The sequence below is a fragment of the Pontibacter ramchanderi genome, from assembly GCF_002846395.1.
GTDB classification, from domain to species: domain Bacteria; phylum Bacteroidota; class Bacteroidia; order Cytophagales; family Hymenobacteraceae; genus Pontibacter; species Pontibacter ramchanderi.
This window is the reverse complement of the sequence record NZ_PJMU01000001.1, coordinates 1,131,107-1,145,704: the sequence shown is the minus strand read 5'-3', so window position 1 is coordinate 1,145,704 and position 14,598 is coordinate 1,131,107. Positions and strand designations below refer to the sequence as shown.

The 14,598-nt window shown below is 53.4% G+C and carries 12 protein-coding genes; 8 read left to right on the top strand and 4 right to left on the bottom strand.

Annotation, left to right across the window (positions count from 1 at the left end; genetic code table 11):
* Positions 1–485 precede the first annotated feature (485 nt).
* Entirely contained in the window at positions 486–1,121 is a 636-nt protein-coding gene (locus BD749_RS04865; protein ID WP_180336313.1) for a phosphatase PAP2 family protein, read from the bottom strand.
* Between the two features lie 182 nt (positions 1,122–1,303).
* Here BD749_RS04865 and BD749_RS04860 point away from each other — a divergent pair, with 182 nt between their 5' ends.
* Together BD749_RS04860 and BD749_RS04855 are read left to right on the top strand one after the other, a co-directional pair.
* On the top strand, positions 1,304–3,754 hold the full coding sequence (locus tag BD749_RS04860) for a TonB-dependent receptor (protein WP_101443222.1): 2,451 nt from the start codon (positions 1,304–1,306) through the stop codon (positions 3,752–3,754).
* 166 nt (positions 3,755–3,920) lie between these two features.
* On the top strand, positions 3,921–4,127 hold the full coding sequence (locus BD749_RS04855; protein ID WP_101443221.1) for a hypothetical protein: 207 nt from the start codon (positions 3,921–3,923) through the stop codon (positions 4,125–4,127).
* A 208-nt stretch (positions 4,128–4,335) separates the two neighbouring features.
* On the opposite strand, the gene BD749_RS04850 is transcribed toward BD749_RS04855, so the two are convergent.
* A complete protein-coding gene (locus BD749_RS04850; RefSeq protein ID WP_101443220.1) occupies positions 4,336–4,770 on the bottom strand; it encodes a hypothetical protein in 435 nt (144 codons plus the stop codon).
* Positions 4,771–4,897: 127 nt separating this feature from the next.
* Here BD749_RS04850 and tcmP point away from each other — a divergent pair, with 127 nt between their 5' ends.
* The 4 genes from tcmP to dacB all read left to right on the top strand — a co-directional run bounded on the left by tcmP (position 4,898) and on the right by dacB (position 9,569).
* Positions 4,898–6,022, top strand: a complete 1,125-nt coding sequence (gene tcmP, locus BD749_RS04845; protein WP_101443219.1) for a three-Cys-motif partner protein TcmP — start codon at positions 4,898–4,900, stop codon at positions 6,020–6,022.
* Positions 6,023–6,628: 606 nt separating this feature from the next.
* Positions 6,629–7,192: a DUF1543 domain-containing protein gene (locus tag BD749_RS04840; RefSeq protein ID WP_101443218.1), complete on the top strand. Its 564-nt coding sequence runs from the start codon at positions 6,629–6,631 to the stop codon at positions 7,190–7,192.
* Between the two features lie 166 nt (positions 7,193–7,358).
* A complete protein-coding gene (locus tag BD749_RS04835; protein ID WP_101443217.1) occupies positions 7,359–8,072 on the top strand; it encodes a hypothetical protein in 714 nt (237 codons plus the stop codon).
* 102 nt (positions 8,073–8,174) lie between these two features.
* Positions 8,175–9,569 (top strand): D-alanyl-D-alanine carboxypeptidase/D-alanyl-D-alanine endopeptidase, encoded by a 1,395-nt coding sequence (gene dacB, locus BD749_RS04830; RefSeq protein WP_101443216.1) that lies wholly within the window; start codon positions 8,175–8,177, stop codon positions 9,567–9,569.
* A gap of 80 nt (positions 9,570–9,649) precedes the next feature.
* On the opposite strand, the gene BD749_RS04825 is transcribed toward dacB, so the two are convergent.
* Positions 9,650–9,982, bottom strand: coding sequence for a hypothetical protein (locus tag BD749_RS04825; RefSeq protein WP_101443215.1), 333 nt, complete (start codon positions 9,980–9,982; stop codon positions 9,650–9,652).
* 289 nt (positions 9,983–10,271) lie between these two features.
* Between BD749_RS04825 and BD749_RS04820 the strand changes: the two genes are divergently transcribed.
* Both BD749_RS04820 and BD749_RS04815 read left to right on the top strand, forming a co-directional pair.
* Positions 10,272–13,454, top strand: a complete 3,183-nt coding sequence (locus tag BD749_RS04820; RefSeq protein WP_101443214.1) for an AsmA family protein — start codon at positions 10,272–10,274, stop codon at positions 13,452–13,454.
* A 155-nt stretch (positions 13,455–13,609) separates the two neighbouring features.
* Positions 13,610–14,032, top strand: a complete 423-nt coding sequence (locus BD749_RS04815; RefSeq protein ID WP_101443213.1) for a DoxX family protein — start codon at positions 13,610–13,612, stop codon at positions 14,030–14,032.
* A gap of 71 nt (positions 14,033–14,103) precedes the next feature.
* Here BD749_RS04815 and BD749_RS04810 read toward each other — a convergent pair whose 3' ends face one another.
* Entirely contained in the window at positions 14,104–14,559 is a 456-nt protein-coding gene (locus BD749_RS04810; protein ID WP_101443212.1) for a tellurite resistance TerB family protein, read from the bottom strand.
* Positions 14,560–14,598: the final 39 nt, after the last annotated feature.

Here is a 14,598-nt window from a genome sequence, read left to right as displayed (position 1 = left end):
TTATAGTTAATTTTTAGAGGAATCAGAACCTGTCTTTTTTAAGAATGTATAATGAAGCTTCTTAGTAGAAGTAGCACACAACTACTGTATAAACGTCACTATGGCGTTTATCTGCCATATATGCGGAGTACCTCGTCAATTACTGCATAACCGGAAGTATTCCATAGCGCTTTACTAATATAGTAACTTTCCAGAAACATTACTACTTACTTATTATTTCTAATCGCATAATTTAATGATTTGTAAATCAAGTTATTAAGCTGAGTTTTTGGTTGTTCCATTTTGAATACAGTAATCCTTGGCGCCAGGAACTAGCCCCGATGATTCCCTGCCAATATAGGAAAAGCCTATAAGCGTACATAAACGCAACTAAACGTTTCAAAAAACGGATGTTGCAGAAAGGGACCCACACTTCGCCAACTCTCGCCTGGCAAATCAACAAGGACTCTGAATTTTTAGTCAGCTAAGTCCCACACCTGCTATACCTACCGCATGATCCTCAGATTCCGGCTTCGTTTGAGCAAAGCAAAAAACTGCTCGCGGTGCTTCCGGAAGGCGTAGGTGGAGAGGAAAGCGGCGGCAGAGCCGAGCAGCATGGAGCCGAGCACATCGCTGGGGTAGTGCACGCCCAGTGCCAGCCTGGAGTAGGCAACGAGCAGGGCCCAGGTCAGCAGGAGGCCGCGCAGCAACGGGTGGCGGAACATCAGTACCAGCATGATGGCCGCCGTGAACGCATACGCCGTGTGGCCGGAAGGGAAGGAGGGACTGCTGGCCTCCGCGATCTGCTCAATCGTGTCGTGCGTCACAAAGGGCCTGGGGCGATCGACGGTATACTTCAGCAAGCCGATAAACAGGATATTCAAGCCCATGGCAAACACATATTGGTAGGCCTTCAGCTTAAGTGAAACCACCTTTTTGAAATGACCCACCAGGTATAGGTATAGCGGCACGCAGGCACCTAGTCCGTAAGCCGATATGGTAAGGGTGAGCAGCAGGAAGTCCAGGTCGGTTGCCCGGTTGCCATTGAGCAGTTGCAGCGTGGACAGGTCCAGGTATGTGAGGGTTTCGAAGAGGGTAGTTGTAAGTATGAGCAGAAGCGCGGGGTGCTGGAACAAGAACATGGGTAAGCGTGTAAAGTTTGATTTCTGATCCCTATACGAAGCTTTTTCAATTCCATTGCCCGAATCGAGGCAAACGCTCAGATTAATTTGGCGCCGGATGCAACCCCGACCAAAAAGCTGTGTCTTTAGCATGCACCCCATCCCGAGATAGGCAGAACGATACGATCATTATATTCCAGACTATGAAAAAGAATGTACTTTTTTTGATGGGAATGCTATGTCTTTTCCTCTCCGTTTCGGGTGCCGCACGGGCGCAGGAAGCAGGTACGATCTCCGGCACACTGACCGACTCCCTCACTGGCAAGCCCATTGAGTATGCCACAGTTGCCCTGCTCCGGTCAGGCAACTCACAGGCCTTGCAGAGTGCGCTTACTGATACCAATGGGCGCTTTTCATTTGCAGGTATAGCACCCGGCAATTATCAGTTGGCCATCAGCTTTCTGGGTTATCAGAAAAGGTTTATCGGCTCTGTTGCGGTAAGTGCGGCAAAACCGGAGGCAAGCGTAGGCAACATCAAACTGACGCCATCTGCTACGCAGCTGAAGGAAGTGAAGGTGGAAACACTCCGTCCCACCATCACGCAGGAAGCAGACCGCATGGTGGTGAGCATAGAAGGCACCGCGCTGGCGGCAGGCCGTACGGCCTACGATGTGCTGGCCACTTCGCCAGGCGTATTCATTGATCAGGAAGGCAACATACAACTCAATGGTCGGGCCGGAGTTACCATCATGCTGGACGGGAAACTGACTTACCTCTCCGCCCGCGACCTGCGCTCGCTGCTCGAAGGCATGTCGGCCGAGAACATCCGCAACATCGAGATCATCACCAACCCATCGGCCAAATACGACGCAGAAGGTTCTTCGGGTATCCTGAACATCAACCTGAAAAAGAACACGCAGCAGGGCATGAACGGAAGCGTCTACGCCGGTGCCAACTACAATTTCAAGCAATACGGGTATAGCACCGGCGGTACGGTCAACCACAAGCGCGGTCCCTGGAACTCTTTCCTCACAGCGGATTGGGTGCGCCGTGCCGGAGGGCGCGATGCCACCTTTAACCGGGTGTTCCGGGGCGAGGAGCGCACGACTTATTTCGACCAGGTAGCCGACGGTAATTTTGAAGTGCAGGGGCCACCGTCTGTTCGCCTGGGCACAGACTATAGTTTCAACGACAAGCACAGCATCGGTTTCATGGGCTATTACCTCACCAACGACCTGGAAGGCGACTTCCTGACGGAAACCTTCATTGGCAACGCCCCCAATCAACCCAACCTGTTTGTGGATGCCGACAATTTCAACACCAACACCTTCACAAACAGAAACGCCAACCTCCACTACCTGGGCAAGTTCGACACGCTGGGTACCCAACTCACCGCCGACCTGGACTTTGTGCGGATCACCAACGAGGGGGAAGCGAACTTTTACAACTACTACGACTCACTCAACGTCGAGCAGCCCATCATCCAGGATTTCCTCTACACCAGCACCCCGAACGAGTTTAACATTTACTCCGCCAAGGCAGACTTCACCAAGATGTTCTCGCGCGGCCGCAAGCTGGAACTGGGGGCAAAGGCCAGCCGCGTGGAGTCAGACAACGATTCCCGCTTTTACTTCAACAACAGCGAGGTGCCGGTGCTGGACCTGAGCCGGACCAACCACTTTATCTACGACGAGGATATTTACGCCGCCTACGCCAACTGGAGCAGCAAACTGAGCGAGAAGTTCAGTCTGCAAGCCGGTCTGCGTGCGGAGCGGACAAAGTCGCGGGGCGAGTCGCTGACGACCGGTCAGGTGACCAAGCGCAACTACCTCGATTTTTTCCCGAGCCTGTTCCTGAAGCAGACGGTGAGCAAGGACTTTGACATCAACTACAGTTATAGCCGCCGCCTGCAGCGCCCCAACTACGGGATGCTCAACCCCTTCTTCGCGTACCGCGACCCCTATACCTACTGGCAGGGCAACCCCTACCTGCGGCCGCAGTACACACACGTGATCGGCGTGACGCATACCTACAAAAAGCAATATAGCCTGGCGCTCAACTACCAGCGCAACGAAGACGTGATCGCCGAGATACCGGCTATTATACCGGAGACCTCCACCACCATTTACTCCATCGGCAACGTGGACAAATCGCATAGCCTGAGCGCCACCGCGATCGTTCCAGTCCGTTTCATGAAGAACTGGGATTCCAACAACACGTTGCTCGTTTCTTATAATGAATACAACACGATCGTAAATGCCCAACCAGTACTTACTGACCAGGTATACTACATGCTGCAATCGAACCACAACATCCTGCTGCCCCTCCAGTTTAAGCTTGAGGTGAACGGCACCTACCAGGGGCGGGGGGTGTACGCTCTCTACGAAATTGACCCGCGCTGGTGGGTGAACCTGGGTCTGAAGAAAAGCTTCCTGGACGACAAACTGGACCTGACCCTGAACGCCAACGACATCTTCGAGACACAGCACCTGATCATTGCGGCCAACGTGGGCGAAGGCAACGTGAGCGACTGGGACCAATACTTCCGGCAGCGCAATGTCGGCTTTACGCTGCGCTACAAGTTCAGCAAAGGAGAAAAGCCCGAAGAGCGCAAGCGCAGCACCCTGGAGGAGCTGAACCGCACCGGCAACTAACTAACTGCAGGTATACAGCACGTGCCTGATCTCAGTTAAGAGGTGTTGCGAGGTGCTATGACGCTGGAAGCTAGCTGGCTTGGGACAATTCAGGTATAGCTTTTCTGCTTTTTCCTGATCTATTAAACCGCGGTTCCCGTAAGGAAAAGGAAAAAATAGAAAGACCATGAAAACCAATACATCAAAATCCTCAAATCCTCTGAACTACCTGATGGAAAATCCGGGAGAGATCATGAACGTGATAAAGAACCCGGGTAAGTTCGGGCTGGATACCTACAACGGCCTCGACACCAAGCAGAAGCAGTATGTGCTCTTTGCGGTGGGTGCCGGCCTGATCGGCTATGGCATTTACCTGGGTATGGATAAAAAGTAAGTGTTTGGACATCAACCTACTGCGCCGACTTGCGTATACCTGGGTATAGACATTATGTTATCGTTCAGACAGGCGTAAACCTGAATTAAAGCTTTTAGAAGCTTTTGGAAGAATTGCTTCCATGTTTGACGGAACATGAAAAGGAAAGACCTGCCTTAAGCAATGCTTGAAGCAGGTCTTTCTGTTTTTATACCTTTGGGTAAGGCGGCTATTTTTTCTTTTTGCCCATGCCTTTGCGGGCCTGCCGGAGCTTGTGCTGCTCTTCCTTCAGCACTTTAAATTCATCGTTCGGAACCGTGACCGTATACTCCACCGACGAGAGCACATGCTCCTGCTCAAATTCGTCGTAAACCAGCAGCACCGACAGAAACTTGCTCTCATTGAGCACATAGTCCCCGTCCTCCTTGTCATACACATCAAAATCGTATTCGCCTTCCTGCAGGTGTTTGTCCGGCTTGCGGGCCAGTTGGTCTCCTGTTATGACGATCGGCTCCTCCAGTTCCACCTCCAGGTTGAAGGGCTGAAAGTACTTGCCATCCTTCTTGTAGGTCACGTACTCGACCTTGTCCACCTCAATGGCTATACCTGCATGGCGGTCGTCGCGCTTGTTTTTAATGTTGAGAATGTTGCCCGTCAGTTTCATGCTGCAAAATTACGGTTATAATTGAAACAAGCCCTAACTTTACCTTTCCATTAAACATTAGCTTTCCCGGCAGGTATAGGATCCATCCTTTTAGACCAGCCAGGCAGGCACAACAGACCGATAGTTCATGTCTACTGCCGATACAAACGATTTTTTTATAGAACAGCGCAGCAGCGCCGAGATCAAGTCGGAGCTGCTTGTTGAGTTTTTCAAGGCCTGGTGCAGTGCCCAGCTGCAGGGGCAGCGCTACAAGTCCAACCCGGTGCTGGCCTTCATCGACCTCTACGCCTGCGATGGCAAGCCGGAGGATGGCAGGCCCGCCACACCGGTGCGCGTGCTCAACAGCATTTTCGGGGCTACGGACAAGTATAACCTGAACAAGGTAGTGCGCACTTTTTTCAACGATGAAAAGAAAACCGTCACCGCCCGCCTGAAGGAGAACCTGCAGCAGCTGCCATATTACCAGGACTTGCAGCACAAACCCGTGCTCCTGCACGAAGAGGCCAGTCTGGCAACGCTCGCCAAACTCCTCGGCAACGATGTGCCTACGCTGCTATACCTGGACCCCTTTGGTTATGAGTTTTCGCAGCAGCTACTTTTGCAGTCGGTGCGTCGCTGGGGCCTCGACCTGTTCATGCTCTTCACGCCAGCCAAGCTGCGGGCAGCGGTACAGGGCGCCACCGACGACAGCATCATGGCCGATGTGTTCGGCAAAGAGCGCCTGCAGAAGATCCGCGAGTTCTGCGACCGTTATCAGGATGCCGGCCAGCGCGAGGATTTTATGGTGGATCAGTTCGAGGACGTATTCCGAGAGAAGGACTACAAGACCTTCCGCTTCAAGATCAGTCTGCCCAAAAAGAACCAGACCAGCCACTACCTGTTTTTTGTGTCGAAAAACGATGCGCCTTACATGAAAATGAAAGAGCTCATGCTCATGTACAGCGACTACCAGGAAGACGGCGTGCCGCTTTTCGGGGCCAATATCAAGCACCAGTTGTCGCTGTTTCAGGAGCAGTACCGTTACTCCATCAAAAACCTGATCACCGATCTGGCCGGCAAGCGCTCCTTCTACCACAACCTGCCCATCGACAGCATTTACCGCCATCACAACATCGGCACGAATTATATCCGGGGGAATTACAAAGAAGCGTTGGAGGCGTTGAAAGCGGAAGGGGTGGTCGAAGCGATTAATCCGGTATCGCGGCAGCCAATGCGGAAGGTGTCGTTTACTTCGATTATCGGGTATAGGTAAAGGGGGGGATTGCGCGAGCGACCTCGCTCGTGAGGGCTAAGGTGGGGCCTCTGTTCAGGGTGTAGCTACGCCGTGAACTATACCTAGCGTTGCTTCTGTTTTCTGTTCCTTAATCTGTTTAGTTTTATAGCTTCGCCTGTGCGGCGGGCACCTACTTTTTTCCTTGATGAAAAAAGTAGGCAAAAAAATCAAGACGATTTTGAATCGAGGGCCCCTACCCCCACTCGCTGACCGCTCAGACAAAAAATCGTCGGCTGTGCACCTTGCACTGCTAGTTGTTTCATAGTTTGTGTGCAAGTTAGTCTTGCTTTACCTGCCAGTGGTGCGTGTGGTATGCGTCAAATCCTACAGCGCTTATACCTGATCATGGTAATGCATCAAATTCCCCTCTTGAGAGGGGCAGGGGTGTGTTGAATTAGTAGGGACCAAACACCGAAAGCTACTAGGCTATACCAGTGAAGTAACGAGGTTAGAAAGTTCCCCTTCGAAGGAAGCAAGGGGATGATAATTGTTCCCAATCCCCTTCCTGGGTAAGAACTATCATTAACATGAAAAATTAAACAACAGCCCTATACCTACTATCTAATAGAAAAAAACAAAACACCAATGCAAAACCCAAAACTCTTTATGCTGATGTTGGGCTGCCGGCCGGCGGGGCGCAACACGGAGCAGCACGACATGTTCTTTGCCATCGGGGAGCAGGTGAAAGACCTGGTGCCGGCTATCAAGGCGTTCTGGCCGGAGGCGAAAGGCAATATTCACATTGATGCCTGGCGGGAAGTGACGCGGGTAAATGGTTTCCAAATAAAGGTGGTGCCCAAGGCGGCTATACCTGCTGTTGCCGGTGCCGACAAGCTGTTCTTCCTGAACCTGGGCGGCTACAAGCAGGGGGAGTTCGATGAGTTTCACTACAAGATGCTGGCTGTTGCACCGGATCAGGCAGGTGCTGTGAAGCAGGCGAAAGAAACAGCCTTTTACAAGCACACCGGCTTCAAGGGCGCCAATTCACACATCGACGATAAGTTTGGCGTGGACGTAGACGAGGTGTTCGAAGTGAAGGACATTCTCTCAGCCGAGGACAAGCAGCAGTACAGCCTCTCGATCACGGCAGGTATAGCTGGTCCGGAAGACGAGTTGCACCTGGGGTACTTTCAGCTGCATAAACTGTAGGAATGAAAGTGCTTCTGTAGCCTGATCTATACCTATAGATGCTGGAATTGACCACAACAGTGGCCTTTGGTTTAGGTCCGGTGGAGGTGTTTTAGAAGAGCGGAAAAGAACATGCGTCGCTTTGCTGCGTTATGAGAGGGAGTGTTTTAACCTAAATAACAAAGCTATGAACAGAAACAACGCGCAGAACGATCGTTCCCGCAAAAACCACTACGCCGACTTCGACGAGCACGGCAACGCCCGCACCGGCAACACCCACAGCCTGTCGCGCTACAACCCCGATGACATGAACAGCTCTGATGGCCGCTACCACTCCCGCAGTCAGCGGAACCAAGGCAGCGGGTATAACGACGACCGATATGGGTACGAACGCAACCGCAGAACTTCCGACGCCCGTGCCTATGGCGACTTCAGTGGCGGTACACGCTACGGCGAAGGGGGCAGCACCTACGGCGGCGGCTCAGCCTACGGACCATCGAACTACGGTATGTCGGGTCGTGAGCGACCGGGCCACATGGGCGGCGATCGCAACTATTACGATCACAACGAGCACAGCCGTCAGAACTACAGCGGTGCTGGCAACAACGACTACCGCGGCCGCATGAACGATGACTACGAGAACCGCTACCGTGGTACCGGCTACATGGACAGCAATCAGTCAAGGTCTGGCTACCGAAACGAAGAGAGGGGCGAGCGAGGTTACAACCGCAGCTTCGACGAGTTTCGCGACACAGGCTACGGTACTACCCAATATAACAACCGCGACGAAGACCGGGAGCGCAGCGCCTACAACAACTGGGGGAACAATCAGCAGCGCCGTTCCGAGGACGAGCACCGCTATAACGAACGCAACAGATACCGCGATCACCAGGACTGGTAGAGAAAGCCAATAGAAAACAAAACGGCCGCTTATTCCTATCAATAAGCGGCCGTTTTGCTTTTAGGTTTGGGGATAACCGGCAGAAATGCTTAATTTTTGGGTATGAAAACCCGTATCACTCACCTCACCCTTTTTATAACCTGTTTCCTGGCGCTCCAACAAGCCTGGGCGCAGACTGCAACAACTAAACTAACCACCGCTTTTCAGAAATTCGAAGCCGATGCGCAAATGCAGAATGGCATTGCCTCGCTGTATGTGGTCGATGCACAAACCGGGCAGGTAGTTTACGACCGGAACAGCAATATCGGGTTGGCGCCGGCCTCCACCATGAAGCTCATCACCAGCATCAGCGCCTACGAACTAATGGGCAAGTCCTATCGCTACGAAACAAAGTTTGCCCTCCGGAAAAACGGGAAGCAGACTTCACTACTCATCACGCCAAGCGGTGACCCTACATTTGGAAGCTGGCGCTGGCCGGAGACCAGCGAAGATGCTGTGCTCAAAGGGATTGTGCAGGCGATGCAGCGTGCTGGCATTAAAACGGTGCATGAAGTGGTGGTGCAGAATGAAGGCTGGAACGAAGAAACTGTGCCCGACGGGTGGATGTGGCAGGACATTGCCAACTACTATGGGGCCGGGGCAGCCAAGCTCAACTGGCGCGAGAATCAGTACGATGTGATCCTGCAGTCGGGCAAGCAGATCGGCGAGCCGGTTTCGATCGTGAAAACGGTGCCCAGCCTCAACGGCTACGGCCTGCGCTCCGAGCTCACCTCCGCAGCGGCGGGCACCGGCGATAACGCCTATATTTACTTTCCGGTGGGCACCAGCACTGCCGCCATCCGGGGTACTATACCTGTCAACGAGAATAGTTTCAAGATTTCGGGGGCGCTGCCTTCCGGTACCAATCAGTTTGTGAGCATGCTGGCCGATACACTCCGCACCCTGGGCATCAGCATGCCGCAGCAGGCCGTGTTGCAGCACAGCGCCATACCGCAGCAAGGCTATACCTTGTTCCATACCGTTTTGTCACCGCCCCTCGACAGCCTGGTGTACTGGTTCAACCGCAAAAGCATCAACCTCTACGGCGAGGCCTTGGTTAAAACAATTGCATACCGCGAGGGCAACACCAGCGACACCCGCCAGGGACTGAGCAAAATACGCCAGTACTGGAAAGACAGAGGGATTGCCGAATCTGAACTGGCCATGGTAGATGGTTCGGGTTTGTCGCCGCTCAACCGCGTGACGACGCATGCACAGGTGCAGATGCTGCTGCATGCCCGGCACCAGAGTTGGTATCCGGGTTTCCTGGCCTCGTTGCCCACCTTCAACAACATGAAAATGAAAAGCGGCACCATACGCGGCGTAAAAGGCTATACCGGTTACCACAAAGCCAAAGACGGCCGGGAGTACCTTTTCTCGTTCCTGGTGAACAACTACAACGGTTCAGCCTCGTCGCTGGTGAAGAAAATGTACGTGGTGCTGGATGAACTGAAGTAAGGTATAGCCGATTCATCAGGAACAAAACAAAAGCCCCGGCAATTGCCAGGGCTTTATTCATTTAAGGCACAGGTATAGCCTTAGTTGTTGCGCTCCTTGTTTTTCATATTCGGGTCCGTGATCGTGCTTGGGTTCGGCTGGTTGTTGCGAAACTCTTTGTCGCTGCTGTCAGCGCCGCGGCTGGTCGTGGTCGGGTTGGCATTGGAACCCTGCGGACTTTTCTGCTCCCGTGGGTTGTCTTTGCCTTGTTTGGCACCGCCGCTGCTGCCCTCACGGCTCGGCTTGTTCTCGCCGCGGGTGTTGTCGGCGCCACCAGCTACAGGTCCTGTCTGCTTGCCCTGTCCCAGTCCGCTCACACCTTCGCCTTTTCTTGAATTCGGATCTTCGGAGATATTTCTATTGTTGCTGCTCATGGTTTGTTTTCGTTTGGTAGAACATAATTAAGCACCCCGGCAATGCGCAAGGGCTAATCATTTGTACGGACAAGGGGAGGGTTTAGGTTAGTAGGCATTCCGGAGCGTGCACTTTTCTACTGCCTTAGGTCGTTTGCCCCTGTCTCAGACTTTGTAGCTGCTGATATAGCATAAGCCTATATAACACAGGGGGTTCGGGCTTGGATGAACGGGGCGAACTTTCTTGTGCAAAGTGAGTTTAAGGAGAAGCAAACCGGACATCAGTCTTCCGGTCTGGCCATACAATTTTATGAAAACGCGCCTCTTCCTTAAGATCTTTCTGCTGGTGATCTCACTGGTACTGCTTCTGGTGCTGGCGGCTCAGTTTATGCTGGCCCCGCTCTACCAGGACAAGCTACCCGTACTCATCAGAACCACCCTTACCCAAGACCCCAGGCTGGTGCTGGCGCCTTTTCAGTCCAATATCTCCAACTTCAGGAATTTTCCATACCTGACCCTTACACTCGACAACATCTCGCTAAAAGACACCAGCAGCGCCCAACCCCTGGAGGTGCTGGCTGTGAAGCATGCGGAAGTGCTGGTGCCCGTTCTGCAATGGCCCTATGGCCGGCTTCGCATCAGTAAGGTATACCTCGATGGCCTTAGCCTGCACCAGCAAGTGGATTCCACGGGGCACAAGCGCAGCCTGAACTTTGGGAAGGGCAACAAGCAAAGCGAGGAGGCAAGCGACTTCGCCCTGAACATCCCACATGTCAGGATCAGGAATGCCCGGTTTATGAGCGAGAACCATTACAAAGCAAGCGCACTTTCCATCCAACTACTCGATTCGGACCTGGCAGCGGCACTCAATGGCAAGATCCTGCACATAAAAGGCAAACTGGAAGGCAAGATAAACTACATCAGCAGCCGCGATCTACGCCTTTTCGAGGAGAATGCATTTACGGCCGACGCACGCTATACCTACGACCTCACGAAAAAGCTGGGCAAAATCGAAGGCAGCAAAGCTATCCTGAATAAGAATGAGGTATTGATCTCGGGCACACACCAGAAGATGTCGGATGAGCCGGGCGCACTTCTGGATTTGCATTTTAAGGGAGAACAGCCTTTTTTCTTTCTGCTCAACCAAATGAACTCGGTCCGGTCAATTCCGCTGCTCCGGCAGGTACAGAGCGAGGGCCGCGTGCAACTGCACTACCACATAGCCGGCCACTCCGGTCCTACCAAGCGGCCCAGAAACAAACTCCACTTTGCCTTGCAGGACGGCAAGCTACACTGGCCTACCAGCCGCATCACGCTGTCGCAAATCCAGATCGCCGGCCTGCTGGACAATGGCCCCAAACATTCCCCTGAGTCGAGCTCGTTTACGCTGCATCGCCTGGCGGTGCGCACCGGCAACGACAGCCTGCAACTCAAGGCCAGGATATCGGACTTTACCAAACCCTTTGTGGATGCACGCATCAGCGGAAGCTATACCCTGGACAGCCTGGCAGAGGTGATGCCGCCGGATTACCTTACCCTGCCGCGTGGCGTGCTGACCGGGGACGTCACGATTATGGGAAACGTGTATGCCGGCGAGGACCGCATGCGGGAGCAAGACCTGCAGTGGCAGGGGGCTATTCGTCTGCAGGATGTCGGTTTTCAGCCGGCAAAGCTCACCGTACCCCTCACCGAGCTGAACGGCGAGGCGAGGCTGGCGGGCAACGAACTGCGGCTGCAAGGTATAGGCGGCAACATAGGCGGCAAGCCTTTCTCGGTAGAAGGATCTGTGCGCGATGCGGTGAACTACCTGCTGGGGCAGCAAAAGACCGTGACCGTAAGAGGGGCCGTGAAACTGAAACAGGTGGATACCGACTGGCTGAAATTACAGCCCGCAACCAAAACAGGCCGTGGGCAAGTGGCCTCGGCAAGCCCGGCTGTAATGACAAACACGATACTGCCCGGATTTCTGAGGATGAACATGCGGCTGGAGTGCCAGCAGCTGAACCTGGCGGAAGCCCGCATACAGAACATGCGCGCCAGGCTGCGGAGCGACGGCCGGCGCCTCACACTTTCCGACGTTGGCCTGACCTCGCAGGGTATTATGGTGACCGGAGACGTGACAGCCCCGAACGACAACCGAAAACTGCACACGGCCAACATACAGCTCGCCGCGCAAATGGATACGCTGGACCTGACCAGCCTGGAGCAGGTAAACGCAATTGCCGGCTCGGCGGGTGGAGGCAAAAAAGCGAAGCGCAACAAGGATGGGAACATGGATTTCCTGATGCCGCTGCAGCAAGTGGAGTTGCTGCTGCGTGTGAAACACATCGACCTGCCCGGCAAAGAAGACCTCCAAGGCTTGTCGGTACGCCTGCAAAAAAACAAGAGCCACGTCACCATGCAGTCGATGCGGTTTAAGACCACCAAGGGCGGCACGGCCACCGCACATGGCGGCTTTTACCTGCTCAGCTCCAAACTCACCCGACCCTACCTGGACGTAGCGCTGCAGTACGATTTTCTGGACCTGCAGGCCTTTATGCAGAATTTCGCCGCATTGAAAACACTACTGCCCGCCGACCAGCCACAGGAACTGCCGGAAAAGGACCCGGACAACGCGATGAGCGCAAAGCTGCGGGAGAAGGTATACGACCTGGGCCTGCACGTGGAGGCACAGGAGCTGAAATACGAGTACCTAAGGGGCAGTAATCTGGCCATAAAAGCGCGCATGAACCGCGAGCAGGCGCAACTTGATAAGCTATACCTGGAAGCCATTGGCGGCAAGATCTTTTCGCATGGCATGATGTACCTGAACGAGCCTTCCGATACGATTCCGGTCCGGTTGAAGGCGCAGGTACAGGACGTGGACCTTGAGCAGTTGTTTGCCGTTGCCGAGCAGATGGAACTGGACATGCTGGGAAGCCAGAACATAAAAGGGAAAGCAGACTGTAACCTGACCGTTTACACCAAGCTGGACGACACCTTTACCCCGAGTTTCGATCGTACGGTGGCCTACAGCAATGCCTCGTTCCGCGGCATGGAGCTCATCGATATCAAACCCATTCAGGAGGCGCTGGGCTTCATCCGGAAAGAGCGCACCGAGCATCTTTTCTTTGAGGATGTGAACGCCGACTTTGTGCTCTATAGGAACAAGTTTGTCGCGCCTGGTTTCAGCATGAACAACAACCTCTCGTCCTTCGACCTCAGGGGCTCTTATACCATGCGCGGCGATGCGCACCTGAGCATGGACATTAACATTTTCAACATCCTCTTCGGAAACAACCAGAAACGCATCGAGCAGATACAGGAAGACACGCTGTCGTTGAAGGAGAGCCAGAGCAAGCAGCACCTGATGCTGGTGCGTGATCAGGAAAAATACAAAGTGAAACTGAGCAACCGGCGGGAGCGGGAAGACATTTCGCTTGTGCTCCGCAACGAGTTCCTCGATGTGCTGGAGCAGTACCAGATCGACACGGCCTTTTCGGAGTTGAAGTAATGCAGGCTTATCGGGCAGTTGATTGCCGCTCTTCAGAATAGTAATGTTCCAATATTTTTCTTTAACCTAATAGCAGGTTTATCGTTTATAGTCTTGTTTAAATATTTGCCTGACAGTAGTTTATGTAAATTTATTCGGAACTAAAGGTATACACGATGGAAAGATTTTTAGGACCTTACAGCCCGCACCTCTATGCCATTCTGCGCATAGTCGCCGGCCTGATGTTTGCCATGCATGGCACTCAAAAACTTTTTGGCTGGCCCGGCGATGGCAGCACCGTAGAACTTGCCTCGCTGATGGGGTTGGCCGGCATAATAGAACTGGTCGCCGGCCTGATGATCGCATTTGGTCTCCTTACGGGTTGGGCAGCCTTTATTGCCAGTGGTGAGATGGCGGTGGCTTTCTTTATGGCGCACTTCCCCGAGCACTGGAACCCCTTGATCAACAAAGGCGAGCTGGCATTGCTGTACTGCTTTCTGTTCCTGTACATGGCCTCACGCGGAGCGGGAATCTGGAGCATTGATGCAGCCATGGGTAGGGGAGGCCGGGCCGATAAGCGAACCGCCAGCTATACCTGACGGATAGGCTTTTTGGCCCTGCCGCAGGTATAGCCAAGGGCTTTGGCTACAAGGTATAGCGTGCTGTGCTGCTATACTTTGTGCTTGTTGCGGAGCATTACATCCCGGACAATCTCCTGCGCTTCTTTTTCGTTCAGGTCCAGGGCAGAGTAAAGGTATTTGATCAGTTCTTCCTCTTTCTCCGTTACCACACAGTCCGATAGCACCAGTTGGATGGTATGGGCAAACAGGGCGGGGCGGTTTTCCTCCGAAACGAGGTCTACGGAGTTGTCGATCAGGATCTTGCTGCCGAGCTGCACGTGCGCGTAAAACACGTTTCGGCTGTAGGCCATGATGTCGTGCCCCTCGAACAGCGCCCGGTCAGCCAGGGTCTGTGCCATTTCATCCAGTTCAGCGTCTGCCACATTATCATCCACGGCCACACAGGCGTGCATAATGGCAATCCAGGCTTCCTGCTCGTTTTGCGGGGTATAGGTATAAGAATCCGGTATGTTGGTGCGACCTGTTGTGTTAAATACGCCTTCCATGCTGTGTTTACTTTATGTTCTTGTTTTCTTTTGTTCTTA

What these genes read in the sequence shown, in the direction of transcription:
- dacB (WP_101443216.1), top strand. Translation starts at nt 8,175, where the DNA reads ATGAAAACCCGTATCACTCACCTCACCCTTTTTATAACCTGTTTCCTG.
- BD749_RS04815 (WP_101443213.1), top strand. Translation starts at nt 13,610, where the DNA reads ATGGAAAGATTTTTAGGACCTTACAGCCCGCACCTCTATGCCATTCTG.
- BD749_RS04810 (WP_101443212.1), bottom strand. Translation starts at nt 14,559, where the DNA reads ATGGAAGGCGTATTTAACACAACAGGTCGCACCAACATACCGGATTCT.
- BD749_RS04850 (WP_101443220.1), bottom strand. Translation starts at nt 4,770, where the DNA reads ATGAAACTGACGGGCAACATTCTCAACATTAAAAACAAGCGCGACGAC.
- BD749_RS04820 (WP_101443214.1), top strand. Translation starts at nt 10,272, where the DNA reads ATGAAAACGCGCCTCTTCCTTAAGATCTTTCTGCTGGTGATCTCACTG.
- BD749_RS04835 (WP_101443217.1), top strand. Translation starts at nt 7,359, where the DNA reads ATGAACAGAAACAACGCGCAGAACGATCGTTCCCGCAAAAACCACTAC.
- tcmP (WP_101443219.1), top strand. Translation starts at nt 4,898, where the DNA reads ATGTCTACTGCCGATACAAACGATTTTTTTATAGAACAGCGCAGCAGC.
- BD749_RS04865 (WP_180336313.1), bottom strand. Translation starts at nt 1,121, where the DNA reads ATGTTCTTGTTCCAGCACCCCGCGCTTCTGCTCATACTTACAACTACC.
- BD749_RS04860 (WP_101443222.1), top strand. Translation starts at nt 1,304, where the DNA reads ATGAAAAAGAATGTACTTTTTTTGATGGGAATGCTATGTCTTTTCCTC.
- BD749_RS04840 (WP_101443218.1), top strand. Translation starts at nt 6,629, where the DNA reads ATGCAAAACCCAAAACTCTTTATGCTGATGTTGGGCTGCCGGCCGGCG.
- BD749_RS04855 (WP_101443221.1), top strand. Translation starts at nt 3,921, where the DNA reads ATGAAAACCAATACATCAAAATCCTCAAATCCTCTGAACTACCTGATG.
- BD749_RS04825 (WP_101443215.1), bottom strand. Translation starts at nt 9,982, where the DNA reads ATGAGCAGCAACAATAGAAATATCTCCGAAGATCCGAATTCAAGAAAA.